Below are 16,570 nucleotides of genomic sequence, written 5' to 3'. Positions count from 1 at the left end.
AATCAAAAATCTAACCTAATTTATACTTAATCGAATAGGAAGAGAGAATGTCACTCGAACAGGCCTTCCATTTTGGACACCTGGATTCCACTTCTTAGCCTTTTGTAATAGCCTTACGGCTTCTTTTCCTGTACCCAACCCCATATCCCGTAGCACTTCAAAGGAACTCAAGCTACCATCCTTCTCTACAATGAACTTCACTTGTATCACACCTTTCACATTGTTGTCCAATGCAGCTTGAGGAAAAGTATAATTAGTCGCTATCCATTGTATAAAAGCAGGCATTCCTTCTGTGGGTGCAGGCATAATTTCCACTGCCGTAAATGTGTCTCCCTTAGCCGTACCTTCCTCATCAGCAATTGATCGTCCAATTGAACCTCCATCTTGTTTACGAACCCCAAAAGTACCTCGAGCTATGAGCTCTCCCCCTTTCTGACCTTTGGCAGTAAACGATGAAAGTAATTTTTGTTTATCCAACACTTCGCTCTCTGCTGCAATATCCTCCGTTACATTTATCTTATCTGTAGGGTTGATTTCAGTATATTTTATTAGATCTTTTGCTGAAACGTCCTTCGCTATTTGTTGGACTTTCGCTTCTTCTGGCTTAATCTCAATAATTTCTTCTTGCAAATTGACTTCATGCTCGATAGTAATTGTGTGTGAAAATTTATCAGTGAGAAGTGTAGGTGCATCTTCCGCTTTTTCAATTAATGATATGCCACACAAACCTCCTACAACTGTAAAAACAATAATTAAAGCTATATTAGTAGCCTTACCAGACATTTGTCTCAATTGATAAGCTCCATACTCTCTATTGCGATTGGCAAATACTATATCCATCCAATCTTTTGAATAAATCGACGATTTGAAAAACATCATGATAGTAACAATTAAGGTTTATAAAATTTGTTATATATCAATATGATGTCTAACTGCAAGTATTTCCATAAAAAAACTCTAACACATAGGTTAGAGTTTCCTTATTCTGTTTTTGGATTCTAATGTAATTTTGAAATAATTTTAGAATAGACTTTGATCAGTGCTATACCAGCGACTCCCAGTCCTAGCATGCCCATTACAGCCACAGTTGGATCATTAAATAAGTGCATCATAATTCATCGGTTTCAATAATTCTAATATAGAAAAAAATTACACTTACTTAAAAAAATAAATATTATTTTGCTTAAGTTTGTCGAAATGAGACTACTTATTTATTTTGTGTGCATTGTCTTCACCTTTGTTTCCTTAGGCGGAAATATCTATGTGCACCAATGTAAAGAAGCGACATTACTTAGTCTCTATAATCAAATAGACACGAAAAATTGTCCCTTTTGTAAAAAACATCACCAATCTGAGGATAAGCAAAATGAAAACTGTAAGGGGGATTGTAAAGATTCGATTCTAGAAATCAATCAACTTACCGATAAAAAAATCAACACCAATCAAGTCCTTTTTCCTCAACTGTCTCCAGCTGTATTACAGTTACTGTGGATTGTGGATTTTATTACCCCTATACAAGAAATTAATAAAAAGTATTCAACAGAATTACTTTATTCCTATACTGATTCTTCCCCCCCCATTTATCTCCAAAACTGCATATTTAGAATTTAGGATCTTCTATTATTACGAATAGGAATTATTTAGCTCTGGCTATAATAAAATGTTATTGAAAATATATAATAGAAAATAAATATGAAAGTATATATAAAGATATTAATACTAGCACTTTTTACAGTGCTCTCCACTTCAATATATGCACAAATAGATACTACGTCGACTTTTGAAGTCGCTGGAAATTGTGGCATGTGTAAACAAAGAATTGAAAAAGCAGCAAAACTGCCGGGTGTTGAAACCGCTGTATGGGATGTGAAAACCCATAAAATCAATGTAAAATACAATTCTACAAAAATCAAATTAGCGCAAATCCAAGAAGCTATAGCAAAAGCAGGGCACGACACGCCGAATTTCAGGGCTCCGGATGATGTATACAAAAATCTACATGAATGCTGTGTTTATGAAAGACTAGGTGATGACGATCATAAACATGATGATAAAGACAAGAATGATCATGATGCGCATGCAAAACATACCGGTACCGACTCCCATGATGATGATCACGATCATGAACATATTATAACGGGCGTAGTTGTAAATGAAGACAACAAAGCTGAATTAACTCCGATTTCCAATGTAAATGTAAAATGGCTTGAAGGACCTGCATTGCAAACCACTTCAAATGAAAATGGAGTCTTCAAAATCAAGCACGAAAAAGGGAATAAAAACCTTATTTTTTCCTACGCTGGTATGCAATCTGACACCATTGAAGTAAAAAATTTACACGAGGTATTAGTTGTGCATGCACAAAATAATGTGTTATCTGAAGTTGTTGTATCACGTCGCAAAAAATCTAGTTATATAAATGCTTTATCCGCAAATAGAGTTGAAATATTAACAGCCCAGGAATTATTCAAGGCTGCTTGCTGTGACCTTAGTGAAAGCTTCGAAACTACGGTCTCCGTAGACGTAGTAAGCAATGATGCTGTTACAGGAAGCAAGCAAATTCAATTACTAGGCCTAAGTGGAATCTACACGCAATTGACCGTTGAAAATCTACCTGGACCAAGAGGATTTGCTACACCATTGGGATTAAATAGTATTGCTGGGACTTGGATTGAATCTATTAATATAAGTAAAGGAATCGGCTCTGTGGTGAATGGATATGAAAACATGGCTGGACAGATCAATGTGGAATTGAAAAAGCCGCACAACTCTGAAAAATTATTTTTTAATGCTTATGCTAATAATATGGGGCGAACAGATCTTAACCTTAATCTAGCACAGAAAATAAATGAAAAATGGTCTGTGGGCTTCCTATTACATGACAACTTCATGTACAATAAAAACATGAATTTTAGTAATAATGGATTTAGAGATATTCCTGTTGGTAACTTATTCTCGGGTATAAACAGATGGCATTATGAAAATGGCAGGGGTACAATTGCACAGTTTGGTGTTAAATACCTTAAAGACAATCGTACAGGTGGTCAGATAAACTTTGATAAAAATACGGACAGGGGGAAAACGGATGTATATGGATTAGGATTTGATAACGAAAGAATTGAAGGTTTTGCTAAGATTGGTTACGTTTTTCCTGAAAATAGGTTAAGAAGTATTGGATTACAATTGTCCGCTTCTAATTATACACAAGATAGTTATTTTGGGTTACGTAACTATGATAGTAAACAAACAAACGGATATGCAAATCTAATCTTCCAAGATGTATTAGGCACAGTTGCCCATAAATACAAAGTAGGGGCTTCTATGACTTATGATAATTATAAAGAAACCGTTGAATCAAACAATTTTGATCGACGTGAAACTGTTTCCGGTGTATTTGCAGAATACACCTATAGCCCTATCGAAAAATTTGATATGGTCATAGGCTTAAGACAAGATTACAATTCACTATATGGATGGTTTACTACACCACGCTTTGTGGCAAGATATAATCCATTTATGGGTAATACAATTCGCTTCAGTACAGGTAGAGGACAGCGTACAGCAAATATTTTTGCAGAAAACATGAGTATGCTAGCATCCTCACGAACTATAGATTATTCTGGATTAAAAAACAAAGAAGATGCTTATGGTTTAAGGCCCGAAGTATCTTGGAACACAGGCATTACCATTGACCAAAATTTTCAATTATTCGGCCGTGAGTCCGGAGTTTCCCTTGAATTGTTTCACAACAACTTCCAAAATCAAGTTGTAATAGATTGGGAAAATCCCCGTTCAATTTCTATCTATAATTTAGATGGTAAATCTTTCTCAAACAGTGTACAAGCAGAGTTCCGTTTTATGCCAGCACCTCACTTTGAGGCTCGTATGGCCTATAGAATGCTAGATGTTCAAACAGATTACAAAGAGGGAAGATTACAAAAGCCATTAACAGCTAAGCACAGAGGTTTTGTTAATTTAGCTTACAATATGCATAGTGGATGGAGTTTTGACTATACATTTAATACTGTTGGTTCTAAACGATTACCATCAACCACTGCTAATCCTGCTGAATACCAACTAACCTCATCTTCAGACACCTATATCACGATGAATGCACAGATTAGCAAATCATTCGGTAAAGACAAAAACTTTACAATTTATGTAGGTGGAGAGAATCTTTCAAATATGTATCAAAAAGAACCAATCTTGGCTTTCGATCAACCATTTGGGCAATATTTTGACACCAATTTGTTATGGGGTCCATTAACGGGCAGAATGTTCTATTCTGGCATTCGTTACCATATAAAGTAAAAAAAGGAGGCGCTGCCTCCTTTTTTTACTTTATAATATTCTTTATTTCTTGATACAGCTTGACAGTTGGCAAGCCCATTACATTTTCATATGAACCTTCGATTCTGGAGACTGCTATTCGACCAATCCACTCTTGGATGCCGTAAGCCCCAGCTTTGTCATAAGGTTTATATTTTTCTACATAATATTGAATTTCATTTTCTTCTAGGGTTTCAAAATAAACTGTTGTTTCTTCTGTAAAACTTACTTCTAGATCTTTGTAACGTAAAGCTAGCCCAGTATACACTTGATGTGATGTACCCGAAAGTGATTTTATAACTTGAATTGCCTCTTCATTGGTCTGTGGCTTTCCCAACACAACATTACCTTGATTAACGACCACTGTATCAGCTGTAATAATTAGTGTATTTGTATAGTCCATTGGATCAAAAGCATTCAACTTCCTCAATGCAACATACTCTGCCGCATCTGGAGAAGTAATGTTAGGGGGAATAGATTCATCCACACTTTTGATAATAACTTCAAAATCTATATCCAATGAAGCCAAAAGTTCCTTACGACGAGGTGATTGTGAACCTAAAATCACTTTAATGTCTTTCAAGCGCTCTGCTAACATTTTAAATACTTGTTGTTAGTACATCATTGTGCCATTTCCCTTGAAGTCGAAGGATTTTCTCTAAAATCTCTCTTACGATTCCTTCTCCGCCTTTATATTTAGAAACATATTGGCTAACACTTTTTATATCTTCTACTGCATCAGCAGGAGCTACAGCCACACCGACTTTCTGCATACATTTATAATCCGGCATGTCATCTCCAATGAACAAAACTTCACTTAAGGAGTAGTTATATTTGCTCAGCAGATCCTGCAATAATGTCCATTTGTCACTTATTCCAAGAAATGTTTCCTTAACACCTAAACCATCAAATCTCACCTTAACTCCTTTTGATCTAGCACCAGTAATTACAAAAATATCTAAACCTTGTTTGATCGCATACTGTATAGCATAACCATCCTTTACATTAAAAGTCCGAAGTTGATGACCTTCTTCAGTCACCAAAATATTTCCATTTGTCAATACGCCATCTACGTCCAACACCACGCATTTGACTTTTTTAAGTTCTGTATAAACCATAGTTGAGCCAAAATAACAATTTAAAATTTAGCAAAGCAAAATAAATTATTTATTCAAAAATGACATTTATTATTTTATAAAAACAAAATACATTGGGTATCATCATAAAACTGTCACAAACTAGTTGCTTTAACAACTTTTACACTTAAAAGTATTGACAGATGTTACTTCTTGTTGTAACTTTGTATCAACAAATCAGAAATAAATGTTCTGATTTGTTCATAAAAAAGTCTTTTCATAATTTAGGTTTATAATTGGTTAGTAGCAAACCTTGGCGCCCATCGTCAAGGTTTTGTTTTTTCCAATTATTTTTTATCATTACCTTTTGGATTTGATATAGATGCTCTCATATCCGTATCCGCTTGAATATTTTGCATTTTATAATAATCCATAATTCCCAAATTACCACTTCTAAATGCTTCAGCCAATGCTAAAGGTACTTGTGCTTCTGCTTCGATTACTTTGGCTTTAGCATCTTGCGCTTTGGCACGCATTTCTTGCTCTGTCGCAACAGCCATAGCACGTCTTTCCTCGGCACGAGCATTAGCCACTTTTAAATCTGCTTCCGCTTGATCGGTTTGTAATTTCGCCCCTACGTTTTCACCTATATCGATATCTGCAATATCAATCGATAAAATCTCAAAAGCTGTTCCAGAATCTAATCCTTTGGACAAAACTGTTTTGGAAATACGATCTGGATTCTCTAAAACTTCTTTGTGGTCTCTTGAAGATCCAATCGTTGTTACGATACCTTCTCCTACACGGGCTAATATTGTGTCTTCACCTGCTCCACCTACTAACTGATTAATATTGGCACGAACTGTGACACGCGCCTTTGCGATTAGTTGTATACCATCCTTAGCAACTGCCGCTACTGGAGGTGTATTGATTACTTGTGGGTTAACAGATAATTGTACTGCATCGAACACATCACGTCCTGCAAGGTCAATTGCAGTAGCCAATTTGAAATCCAAAGGAATATTAGCCTTATCAGCGGATATAAGTGCTTTTATAACCTTATTAACATTACCTCCTGCCAAAAAGTGTGTCTCAATATCATTCGTAGTAATGCGCAAACCTGCCTTAGTTGACGTAATCATTGCATTGGTCACTAATGAAGGCGGAACTTTACGTAGGCGCATTAAGACCAAATTCAAAAGACTAATACGTACGTTAGACAACTGAGCTGTAAACCATAGGTTCACAGGTAATAAATAAAGAAGGATAGAAAGAGCTACGACAGCTCCAATTATAGTTAGGATAACACTGATTTCAGGATTCATAAATGTTGTATTTTAATTTAATAATCACTTTTCTAAAGATATTATATTAATTTTATTTAATGTATTTTTTGCAGAAAAAATACATTAAATCTTTTATTTTTATAAAAGCTGTATAATATTGCATTCTACTTATATTTGTACACATTTACTAGAATTTATGAATTAAAGTGAAATTGATTTCAATATTCACATCTATTTAACTAAAACAACAATCAAACTGAATATAACCGGCATGATTAAAAATCAACATTTGAAAAGTCAGCTTATTACAAGTAGTATTATTTCATTAGTCATAATGATTTTTGGGGCTACCTACCTATTTTACAGCATAAATGTATTTACCTCAAAGAACGAAGAAATACTCAATAGTTCGCAGGAAAAGTTATATATATCTACATCAATTAACACCCAACTAAAAGAGTTAATACATGCAAATATTGAAAGTGCACAAAATGCCACTAATAAAAACACTCAAATAATTAAAAATCTAAATAAAAGTCTATCAAAAGATATTGAGCGATTAGAATCCATTGAAAAAATCGCGAACCATGTACTTGTTTTAAAAAATCATATAAATGAATTAATCCATGCTTCTGAAAATCCATTGTATTCTAATGTTGATGATCTGATTAATTATTGGACTGCTCAAGATCAGAATACTTTGACTGTTGTAAATGATTTTATCAAAAGTGTAGTCGATAATAGAGTTGTGCAGATAAAAGATAATGAATCCGACTTTGATACAGACAAAATCATAATCATTGTATTAATTTCATTAGTCATTATTTTCATATCATTTACTTTTTATAGAGTTATTCAGACGTTACAACAACTAAAAGAGACCACTGATGATCTCACTAAAATAAATAACGAATATGTTACTGCAAAGTATAAAATCGAAAACTCTAATTGGATACTTGAAAAAAGCTCATTGATATCTGATGGTATCAGTGGATTGGATGATGAGCGAGAGATTTGCGAGGTTGTAATTGATATTTTGAACAAAAATATTAAAACACCAGCCATTGCATTATATGTTCGTAAACCAGATTCTTTCATCTTTAGGCTATGTGCTGCGCATGGTGTTAATAAAGATGCTGCTGTCAATGAGTTTATATCTGGAGACGGATATTTAGGAAAAATCACGGAGGATAAAGAAATTGTCATTTTGGAGAACCAACCTAAAGAGCATCTAAATATTCAAAGTGCTGTAGTCCGGGATAATAATTATACAATCATCTATTGCCCATTAATCCACGACGATACTACGTTGGGTGTAATCGAAATTGCTATTTCCGACTACAATGAAGACAATTGCACTCTTTACAAGGATTATTTTACTCGAATAAGTAGAAATATTGCTACTCGCATTAAGTTTGGACAAAGTCATCTCTTGGTTCAAGAATTATTGGACGAGACACAACGACAAACAGAAGAACTTGAAGCGCAACAAGAAGAATTACGTATCACTAATGAAGAGTTAGTGCATAAAACTAATTTGCTAGAGTCTTCAGAAGAAGAACTTCGTGTGCAACAAGAAGAGTTGACTCAAACGAACATAGAATTAAACAAGAAAGCGGAAGAATTAGAAACGAGAAACCAAGATCTCAACCAAACACAAAAATTGGTAGAACAAAAAATTCAAGAAGTAGAATTAGCAAGTAAATATAAATCAGAATTCATGGCCAATATGAGCCATGAGTTGCGCACTCCACTTAATAGTATATTGATCTTAGCCAAACTTCTTCAGGATAACAAACATCAAAACCTGAATAAGGAACAAGTAAAATATGCGAAAGTTATCCATGATGCAGGAGCAGATTTATTACAATTAATAAATGAATTACTGGATTTGGCTAAAATTGAAGCTGGTCATGTAGATTTAAACATGGCTAAAATAAAAACTAAAGATTTCGTACACGATGCGGAGGATTTATTCAAAGCTATAGCTAAAGATAAAAACATTACATTCACCACTTCTATTGCGAATGAAGTTCCAATAGAATTCCTAACGGACGAATATAGACTTCAACAAGTAATCAAAAACTTCCTTTCAAATGCGTTCAAATTCACGGAATCTGAAGGTAAAGTGGAATTGAATGTCTCCATGCATTCAAACAATCTATATTTTGATGTGGTGGATTCAGGAAAAGGAATTTCACAAGAAAAGCAAGACTTAATATTTGAAGCATTCCGTCAGGAAGATGGTTCTACGAGTAGAAAATATGGTGGAACAGGCCTAGGACTGTCAATTAGCAAGGAAATAGCGAGTTTGCTGGGTGGACGCATAGCGCTAGAAAGTGAAATTGGGAAAGGAAGTAAATTCAGCCTTATCATTCCCGTACAGAGTGCTGATGAGAAAGAGATCGTAGTAAAGGATAATATTATTTCAAAAACGCCTATCACTCCTAAAAAAGACACTTTTGAAGCTGTTCAGGTCGTAGAAACTCCAAAAACCGTTCCTCACTTAGCTGGAGAAGATAAAACCATCTTAATCATTGAAGATGACATTAATTTTGCAGATATTCTGAAAGGTTTTGCTGAAGATTATGGCTTCAATGTCATCTTGGCACATGACGGTGCGAAGGGAATAGAATTAGCAAAATCGCAATTACCTAGTGCTATTATCCTAGATGTTATGCTTCCAATTGCGGATGGCTGGGAAGTTTTGCGTACGCTCAAAGATGACGAGAGCACCAAACATATTCCAATTCATATGATGTCTGCCGCTACATTCTCTAAAAAAGATTTTATTGAGAATGGCGCAATTGGTTTCATGCACAAACCTGTCACAGAAGACACTATTCAAAAGACGTTTGAAAACATCAACATAAATCTTAATAAATCCGTTAAGAAAATATTATTAGTAGAAGACCAGGAACTTCAAAGTGATCATATTAAAAATTCATTCTCTGGTCATAATATTAATGTAATTCAAACCTTCTCCCTTAGCTCAGCTTGGTCTAAACTAACTGAAGAAGAAAACATTGATTGTATAATTTTGGATTTAAGCCTTCCAGATGGTAATGGTTTGGATTTGATAGAAAAAATCAAAGAACGCGAATCGCTTTCTCAAATACCTATAATTATCAATACAGCTTATGAATTACCAAAACAGCAGTATGATAAAATTATTTCTGATGCTAGAGCGACAATTTTGAAATCAGATAAGTCAAGTGACAGATTAATAGATGAGGTAAATCTATTTTTGAACAAACTAAATAGTAATGCTGCTCAACCTGCTAAATCAATACCTACGATCACGCAGACTAACAATTTGAATGGTAAACGAGTTCTTATTGCAGATGATGACATGCGAAATGTGTTTGCATTATCCACGAGTTTGCAGAGTTATGATATGAAGATCGAAATCGCAAACAATGGTCAAGAGGCTATCGATATTCTTAAGAATCCAGATCACAAAGTAGATATTGTATTAATGGATATCATGATGCCTGAAATGGATGGATACGAAGCTATTCAAATAATCCGTGAAGAATTAAAATACAAAAACCTTCCAATTCTTGCTGTAACCGCGAAAGCAATGAAAGGCGATCGAGAAAAATCAATACAAATAGGAGCTAATGACTACGTAAGTAAGCCGATAGATATAGATAAGTTGACATCATTAATGCAGGTATGGCTGGGTTAAAAGCAGTAAATATTATTGAATTTCAAGATTTAGAAGACATCATTTATCTTCTACAAAACATCTCTGAATTAGATTTGTCCGGTTATTCCAAATCCTCTTTGAAGAGAAGAGTTGAGCGTTTCTTGCAAGTAGAGAAAATGGATATTGTAGATTTAAAAAATGCAATCGTCAATGTAAAAGATTTCCATAACTATTTTATTCAGGAATTAGTGGTAAATGTGACAGAAATGTTTCGTGACCCACAATTCTTTAATTCTTTGAAAAAAAACGTAATACCATACCTACAGACATATCCACAAATACGAATCTGGAGTGCAGGCTGTTCTACAGGAGAAGAAGCCTATTCTACCGCTATTGTACTCAATGAATCCAATATCTTGGATAGAAGTTTTATTTACGGGACTGATATTAGTCAAAGAGCGCTTGACATTGCTCGAAAAGGTGTTTATAGCTTGAATAAAATAAAATCTTACACAGAAAATTATTTGCATACTAAACCCTCTTTGGATTTTTCAAGTCATTATACGGCAATGTACGATGCTGCCATTATCAACAAAGAATACAGAAACAAAGTCTTGTTCTCAACACACAATTTAGTTACTGATCAAGCTTTTAATGAATTTCAACTGATAATGTGTAGAAATGTAATGATATATTTTGATAAAGAATTACAATCACGTGTTTTAAATCTATTTTATGAATCTTTAAGTCTCTTTGGATTTTTGTGTCTTGGATCTAAAGAAAGTCTGTATGCACATGACATAAAAAACAATTTTAAGGTGATAGATAAACAATACAACATATATCAAAAGATAAAATAAGAGATGGCAATTGCGACGGAAATTATTTTGATAGGAGGGTCTGCTGGATCGTATACACTCATAGCTGAGCTGTTAGAAAACTTACCTCCTACTTTTGAGCCTGCAATTTGTATTGTGCTACACCGCAACAAACACTACGATACACAAATAGAGAAAAGTCTGTCTAGAAAATTAAAAAGGAATATAGTATCAGCAATAGATAAAATAGAAATTTGCAAAAATTATGTATACTTCGCTCCTGCTGGCTATCACTTGATGGTTGAACCCAATTTTACATTTTCATTAGATGGCTCTGAACATATTAATTACTCTCGTCCATCCATAGATGTACTTTTTGAGACAGCAGCTCAAATTTACAAAAAGAATTGCACTGCTTTCTTATTATCAGGAGCCAATTCAGATGGTGCTAAAGGTCTCAGAATGGTGGAGGATTTTGGCGGTAAAATTGTCATTCAAGATCCCGCACAAGCAGCTATTCGTACCATGCCACTTGCTGGTAAACGAGAAACACTCATTCCATTAGTATGGAAGAATTCTCAAATTATATCATTTTTCAGTAATTTAAATTAAAAGTCATGAAAAAAATCAATTTATTGATACTTGACGACAAAGAGGAAAATATTATCAGTCTGAAAGCCTTATTGGGAGATATTGAAAACATAAATATCATCAGTACAACTGAGCCTAATGAAGCTTTAAAGCTTTGTTGGAAAAATGATATTTCTATCGCCCTAGTTGATGTTCAAATGCCCGATATAAATGGTTTTGAATTTGTATCGCTATTAAAAGCGAATCCAAAGACTAGCCATATTATCGCCATTATGGTGACTGCTATTTCAAAAGAAGATAAATACTTGATTAAAGGATTACAAAGTGGGGCGGTAGATTATCTTTACAAACCATTGAATCCTGAAATTACCATAGCGAAAGTTAATGCTTTTGTAAAACAAGTTCAGATTCAAGAAGAAATAATTCAGAAAAACAATGAATTGGAGTTATCTAAAATCGCACTAATCCAAGCAAATAAAGAAGCTGAAAATGCTCGTAAGTCTAAAGAAATCTTCTTAGCTAATATGAGCCATGAAATACGTACCCCTATCAATGGCATAATGGGTATTATCCACATGCTAAAGTCTTCCAATTTGAATGATGAACAGAGAGATTGGGTAAAATACCTAAGTACTGCGTCGAGTTCGTTACTTATGATTATCAATGACATTTTAGATATTTCTAAAATCGATTCAGGTATGATGAAGATTGAGTTTGAAAATTTCTATCTGAAAGATTTGATAGAAGAAACAGCCAATATTTTCAGAATGAAAGCTGAAAATAAAAAACTGCAATTGAATCTTTGTCTATCCGATAGATTACCTAAAATTGTCCATTTTGATTCACTTAGGTTGCAACAGATATTATCGAATTTTATTAGTAATAGTCTCAAGTTTACAGATACAGGAACCGTAGAATTTATTGTAGATGTACTAGCAACCCATGAAAATAGTCACAAAATTAGATTTGCTGTAAAAGATACTGGCATAGGTATCAAAGCTGAAGCGGTAGAAAAAATTTTCCAAGAATTCGAGCAGGGTGATGATAGAATAACGAAAAAATTTGGCGGTACAGGACTAGGTTTAGCAATAGTAAAACGGTTAGCTAAGCTTCTGAATGGAGAAGTATTAGCTGAGAGCAATTATGGTGAGGGATCTACATTCTCATTCATAGTCGATATTAAGGAAGTTGTGGAAGAATCAATTAGTAAAAAAGAAGAGTTAGTATACACACAACTCACCCCACTTAGTCAATTGAAAGTTCTTATTGCAGAAGATAATGATTTAAATAGTTTTATGTTAGCGCACATGCTTCGTACGTGGAAATGTGACGTTACGATTGTCAAAAACGGCCATTTGGCTCTTGAAGCCATGAACACGAATAAATTTGATCTAATCCTAATGGATACGCATATGCCAGTGATGAGTGGTTTTGAAGCAATTACAACTATTCGAAATAATCAAGACCCGCATAAAAATAGGATTCCTATTATTACAATTTCTGCTTCCGTGATGGAGCATGAGCAAAAAGCTGCTTTTGAGGTTGGTGCAGATGATGTTATAGGCAAACCATTCAATCCTATTGAGTTATATAATAAAATTGTAAAAGTGTGCCAATTGGACGTAATTAACAGTTGATATATTTCTCTACCTCAAGAATATTTGTAAATTTGAAAAGAGAAACTTATTTAAGATTATGAAAAAGTACTTTTTAATTCCTGCAATTGCATTAGCTGTAACAATTACATCATGTGGTGGAGGAAACACAAAGAATGAAAACGATAATACTTCAGCAAGTACAGAAGAATCTTCTACTGCTACTACTGAAACTGTAGAGGGTATTGAAAACGTTAACTTATCTAACACATGGACTGTAGAAGGTAACGATCAAATGAAATTTGACACCGAATTAATCCGTGTTAAAGCTGGTGAACCTTTAGAATTAACATTAAAGAATGTAGGTTCTTTACCTAAAGAATCTATGGGACATAATTTAGTAATCTTAAAACCAGGTGTTGATATCGCAACTTTTGGTGGAGAAGCAGCTGCAGCAGCTGATAATGAATACATTCCTAAATCATCATTATCATCAGTAGTAGCGCACACAAAATTATTAGGCCCTGCTGAAGAGGATAAAATCACGGTAACTTTGGAAAAAGGTGTATATGATTACATCTGTAGCTTCCCTGGTCACTTTGGAATGATGAAAGGTAAAATTGTAGCTGAATAATTTGGCTCTATTACAACAATATTTTTTAATGAAAAAGGCACTTGAAGTGCCTTTTTTTATGCCAACATAATTTGGTAATACTGAACGAGAAAGCTTAACTTTGCATCAAAAATTATAAAATAGCAATTATGCAATACGACGTAATAGTAATTGGTAGTGGTCCAGGTGGTTATGTTGCCGCTATCCGATGTGCTCAATTAGGCTTGAAAACAGCGGTAATCGAAAAATATAGCACTTTTGGTGGAACTTGTTTGAATGTAGGCTGTATTCCTTCAAAAGCTCTATTAGACACTTCTGAGCACTATCACAATGCTGCTCATGCTTTTGCAGATCATGGTATTTCTGTAAAAGACTTAAAAATTGACGTTAAGAAAATGATTGATCGCAAAAACGATGTGATCGCTCAAAATACAGCAGGTATTACGTACCTTTTCAAAAAGAATAAAATCGATTCATACGAAGGTTTAGGTTCTTTCGTAAATAAAAACACCATCAAAATCACCAAAAAAGATGGTTCTACAGAAGAAATCACTGGTAAAAATGTAATTATTGCTACGGGTTCTAAACCAACTGCATTACCTTTCTTACCAATCGACAAAAAACGCATCATCACTTCTACAGAAGCTTTAAACTTAACTGAAGTTCCTAAACACTTAATCGTTATCGGTGGTGGTGTTATTGGTCTTGAATTAGGTTCAGTATATGCTCGTCTTGGTGCAAAAGTTTCAGTAATTGAGTACGCAAAATCAATCATCAGCACAATGGATGGTGGCTTAGGTAAAGAATTACAACGTGTCTTGAAAAAATCTTTAGGCATGGAGTTCTTCTTAGGTCACAAAGTAACTGGCGCTAGTGCAAAAGGCAAAACGGTAACAGTAACTGCTGAAGACGCTAAAGGCCAAGCGGTATCATTCGAAGGTGACTACTGTATCGTTTCTGTTGGTCGTGTAGCTTACACAAAAGACTTAGGATTAGAAAATATTGGTATCACACCAGAGGAAAGAGGAAATAAAATCACGGTTAACGAGCATTTAGAAACTAGTATAGAAGGTGTTTATGCAATCGGTGACGTCGTGAGAGGTGCGATGTTGGCACACAAAGCAGAAGATGAAGGTATCTATGTGGCAGAACGTATAGCTGGTCAAAAACCGCATATCGATTACAACTTAATTCCAGGTGTTGTATATACTTGGCCAGAAGTTGCGTCAGTTGGTCTGACTGAAGAACAATTGAAAGAGTCAGGCAAAAAGTATAAAGCAGGTTCTTTCTCATTCAAAGCTTCAGGACGTGCTAAAGCATCGGGAGATACGGATGGTTTTGTAAAAGTATTAGCTGATGCGGAGACAGATGAAGTTTTAGGTGTACATATGATTGGTCCACGTGCAGCTGATATGATTGCAGAAGCTGTTGTTGCAATGGAATACAGAGCTTCGGCAGAGGATATCGCAAGAATCTGTCACGCACATCCGACATACACGGAAGCATTGAAAGAAGCAGCTCTTGCGGCTACCGCAAACAGAGCTATTCACGCTTAATAATATTCTAAAGAGGCAAATAAAATTTGCCTCTTTTTATTTCTAATCAATTAGTATCATAAATATGAACTTTCACACAAGAAAATGGGTAAAGCCAGAGGATTTAAACCCTAATGGATCTCTTTTTGGAGGTACATTATTACGTTGGATTGATGAAGAAGCAGTGATTTATGCCATTGTACAACTAGGTAATCCTCATGTTGTCACGAAATTTATATCGGAGATAAATTTTGTAAGTTCCGCGAAGCAAGGAGATATTATCGAATTAGGAATTACTGCAACAGAATTTGGTAGAACGTCTATCACCTTGACATGTCAGGTTAGGAATAAAATTACGCGTAAAACAATTTTATCGATTGATAAATTGGTATTTGTCAACTTGGATGAAAACGGCACCCCTGTACCACATGGTAAGACGGAGATTACTTATGCGTACATGAGCATAGATGATTTACCAAAAAAGGATTAGTTCGATTTTAAAAGATAAATCGTTTTATAAAAACAAAAGCAAGCTTAAACGCTTGCTTTTGTTATTTAATTCCTGCATTAATATCCTTCTTCAAATCAATTTCTATCCAGAATGAAGCGATAGGAATTACAGAAATGATGAGATATTTTACTAATCTCAAAAAAGTCCATTTATAAATTCTCCATGCAGCGATTAACATTAATGCCAAAATAACAAACAATGCGCCATGAAATAATCCAACCATATACGAAAAGCCAGCTGCTAATTCTTTTGTCAAACCTATAGGTTGATAGAAATAATACTTGATAGGCATAGCCACAAAAAACAAAAGTACAGCAGATATTGCTTCCCAGAGCGCAATAAGTCTTAAAATACGCAACATATTAATTATGATTAATGAATCGCAAAAATAAAGGTCTACTTCCGCAAATAAGAATTGTTTTCATTTATTGACTAGCAACTGACATAGCACATATTTACTAAGACAATTGTTTATTACGTTTTGCCAAAATAAGATTGCAATACACTATGTCCTTGCAAAAAAAAAGTGTATTTTTGGCTACAAAATTTGAAATAGAAAATAAT

General features: G+C 34.4%; 14 protein-coding genes. 9 read left to right on the top strand and 5 right to left on the bottom strand.

The annotated features are described in order from the left end of the window. Positions 1–15: 15 nt before the first annotated feature. Positions 16–876 carry an energy transducer TonB gene (locus GOQ17_RS10715; RefSeq protein WP_508619302.1) on the bottom strand — a complete coding sequence of 287 codons (861 nt, stop codon included), beginning with the start codon at positions 874–876 and terminating at the stop codon, positions 16–18. A 321-nt stretch (positions 877–1,197) separates the two neighbouring features. On the opposite strand from GOQ17_RS10715, the gene GOQ17_RS16675 reads away from it, so the two are divergent. Both GOQ17_RS16675 and GOQ17_RS10710 read left to right on the top strand, forming a co-directional pair. Then, complete coding sequence (locus tag GOQ17_RS16675; RefSeq protein ID WP_508619301.1) at positions 1,198–1,611, top strand: HYC_CC_PP family protein; 414 nt, start codon at positions 1,198–1,200, stop codon at positions 1,609–1,611. Positions 1,612–1,692: 81 nt separating this feature from the next. Beyond that, positions 1,693–4,311, top strand: a complete 2,619-nt coding sequence (locus GOQ17_RS10710; RefSeq protein ID WP_159637376.1) for a cation transporter — start codon at positions 1,693–1,695, stop codon at positions 4,309–4,311. Between the two features lie 25 nt (positions 4,312–4,336). Here GOQ17_RS10710 and GOQ17_RS10705 read toward each other — a convergent pair whose 3' ends face one another. The 3 genes from GOQ17_RS10705 to floA all read right to left on the bottom strand — a co-directional run bounded on the left by GOQ17_RS10705 (position 4,337) and on the right by floA (position 6,730). Continuing rightward, positions 4,337–4,927: a Maf family nucleotide pyrophosphatase gene (locus GOQ17_RS10705; protein WP_159637375.1), complete on the bottom strand. Its 591-nt coding sequence runs from the start codon at positions 4,925–4,927 to the stop codon at positions 4,337–4,339. Between the two features lies 1 nt (position 4,928). Next, the gene (locus GOQ17_RS10700) at positions 4,929–5,447 is read right to left on the bottom strand and encodes a KdsC family phosphatase (protein WP_159637374.1); all 519 of its coding nucleotides are present in this window, start codon (positions 5,445–5,447) and stop codon (positions 4,929–4,931) included. Between the two features lie 305 nt (positions 5,448–5,752). Further along, entirely contained in the window at positions 5,753–6,730 is a 978-nt protein-coding gene (gene floA, locus GOQ17_RS10695; protein WP_159637373.1) for a flotillin-like protein FloA, read from the bottom strand. Between the two features lie 232 nt (positions 6,731–6,962). Here floA and GOQ17_RS10690 point away from each other — a divergent pair, with 232 nt between their 5' ends. From GOQ17_RS10690 to GOQ17_RS10660, 7 genes are all read left to right on the top strand, one after another. Next, positions 6,963–10,382 carry a hybrid sensor histidine kinase/response regulator gene (locus tag GOQ17_RS10690; protein ID WP_159637371.1) on the top strand — a complete coding sequence of 1,140 codons (3,420 nt, stop codon included), beginning with the start codon at positions 6,963–6,965 and terminating at the stop codon, positions 10,380–10,382. Next, the gene (locus tag GOQ17_RS10685; protein ID WP_201288607.1) at positions 10,370–11,203 is read left to right on the top strand and encodes a CheR family methyltransferase; all 834 of its coding nucleotides are present in this window, start codon (positions 10,370–10,372) and stop codon (positions 11,201–11,203) included. The genes GOQ17_RS10690 and GOQ17_RS10685 overlap by 13 nt, the downstream gene beginning before the upstream one ends. 3 nt (positions 11,204–11,206) lie before the next feature. After that, positions 11,207–11,773, top strand: coding sequence for a chemotaxis protein CheB (locus GOQ17_RS10680; RefSeq protein ID WP_159637370.1), 567 nt, complete (start codon positions 11,207–11,209; stop codon positions 11,771–11,773). A 5-nt stretch (positions 11,774–11,778) separates the two neighbouring features. Further along, a complete protein-coding gene (locus GOQ17_RS10675) occupies positions 11,779–13,389 on the top strand; it encodes a hybrid sensor histidine kinase/response regulator (RefSeq protein ID WP_159637369.1) in 1,611 nt (536 codons plus the stop codon). Between the two features lie 58 nt (positions 13,390–13,447). Then, positions 13,448–13,981 carry a plastocyanin/azurin family copper-binding protein gene (locus GOQ17_RS10670; RefSeq protein ID WP_159637368.1) on the top strand — a complete coding sequence of 178 codons (534 nt, stop codon included), beginning with the start codon at positions 13,448–13,450 and terminating at the stop codon, positions 13,979–13,981. Between the two features lie 128 nt (positions 13,982–14,109). Continuing rightward, positions 14,110–15,516: a dihydrolipoyl dehydrogenase gene (lpdA, locus tag GOQ17_RS10665; protein WP_159637366.1), complete on the top strand. Its 1,407-nt coding sequence runs from the start codon at positions 14,110–14,112 to the stop codon at positions 15,514–15,516. A gap of 64 nt (positions 15,517–15,580) precedes the next feature. Continuing rightward, complete coding sequence (locus GOQ17_RS10660) at positions 15,581–15,985, top strand: acyl-CoA thioesterase (protein WP_159637365.1); 405 nt, start codon at positions 15,581–15,583, stop codon at positions 15,983–15,985. 61 nt (positions 15,986–16,046) lie between these two features. Here the strand turns inward: GOQ17_RS10660 and GOQ17_RS10655 are convergent, their stop codons facing one another. After that, positions 16,047–16,367: a DUF3817 domain-containing protein gene (locus GOQ17_RS10655; protein ID WP_159637364.1), complete on the bottom strand. Its 321-nt coding sequence runs from the start codon at positions 16,365–16,367 to the stop codon at positions 16,047–16,049. Positions 16,368–16,570 lie beyond the last annotated feature (203 nt).

It is taken from the genome of Sphingobacterium composti, from assembly GCF_009829075.1.
Lineage (GTDB): Bacteria > Bacteroidota > Bacteroidia > Sphingobacteriales > Sphingobacteriaceae > Sphingobacterium > Sphingobacterium composti.
Note: the sequence above shows the minus strand (reverse complement) of the source record. Positions and strands in the feature narration are given on the sequence as shown.

What these genes read in the sequence shown, in the direction of transcription:
- GOQ17_RS10680 (WP_159637370.1), top strand. Translation starts at nt 11,207, where the DNA reads ATGGCAATTGCGACGGAAATTATTTTGATAGGAGGGTCTGCTGGATCG.
- GOQ17_RS10715 (WP_508619302.1), bottom strand. Translation starts at nt 876, where the DNA reads ATGTTTTTCAAATCGTCGATTTATTCAAAAGATTGGATGGATATAGTA.
- GOQ17_RS10675 (WP_159637369.1), top strand. Translation starts at nt 11,779, where the DNA reads ATGAAAAAAATCAATTTATTGATACTTGACGACAAAGAGGAAAATATT.
- GOQ17_RS10710 (WP_159637376.1), top strand. Translation starts at nt 1,693, where the DNA reads ATGAAAGTATATATAAAGATATTAATACTAGCACTTTTTACAGTGCTC.
- GOQ17_RS10690 (WP_159637371.1), top strand. Translation starts at nt 6,963, where the DNA reads ATGATTAAAAATCAACATTTGAAAAGTCAGCTTATTACAAGTAGTATT.
- GOQ17_RS10700 (WP_159637374.1), bottom strand. Translation starts at nt 5,447, where the DNA reads ATGGTTTATACAGAACTTAAAAAAGTCAAATGCGTGGTGTTGGACGTA.
- GOQ17_RS10705 (WP_159637375.1), bottom strand. Translation starts at nt 4,927, where the DNA reads ATGTTAGCAGAGCGCTTGAAAGACATTAAAGTGATTTTAGGTTCACAA.
- floA (WP_159637373.1), bottom strand. Translation starts at nt 6,730, where the DNA reads ATGAATCCTGAAATCAGTGTTATCCTAACTATAATTGGAGCTGTCGTA.
- GOQ17_RS10655 (WP_159637364.1), bottom strand. Translation starts at nt 16,367, where the DNA reads ATGTTGCGTATTTTAAGACTTATTGCGCTCTGGGAAGCAATATCTGCT.
- GOQ17_RS10660 (WP_159637365.1), top strand. Translation starts at nt 15,581, where the DNA reads ATGAACTTTCACACAAGAAAATGGGTAAAGCCAGAGGATTTAAACCCT.
- GOQ17_RS10685 (WP_201288607.1), top strand. Translation starts at nt 10,370, where the DNA reads ATGGCTGGGTTAAAAGCAGTAAATATTATTGAATTTCAAGATTTAGAA.
- GOQ17_RS16675 (WP_508619301.1), top strand. Translation starts at nt 1,198, where the DNA reads ATGAGACTACTTATTTATTTTGTGTGCATTGTCTTCACCTTTGTTTCC.
- GOQ17_RS10670 (WP_159637368.1), top strand. Translation starts at nt 13,448, where the DNA reads ATGAAAAAGTACTTTTTAATTCCTGCAATTGCATTAGCTGTAACAATT.
- lpdA (WP_159637366.1), top strand. Translation starts at nt 14,110, where the DNA reads ATGCAATACGACGTAATAGTAATTGGTAGTGGTCCAGGTGGTTATGTT.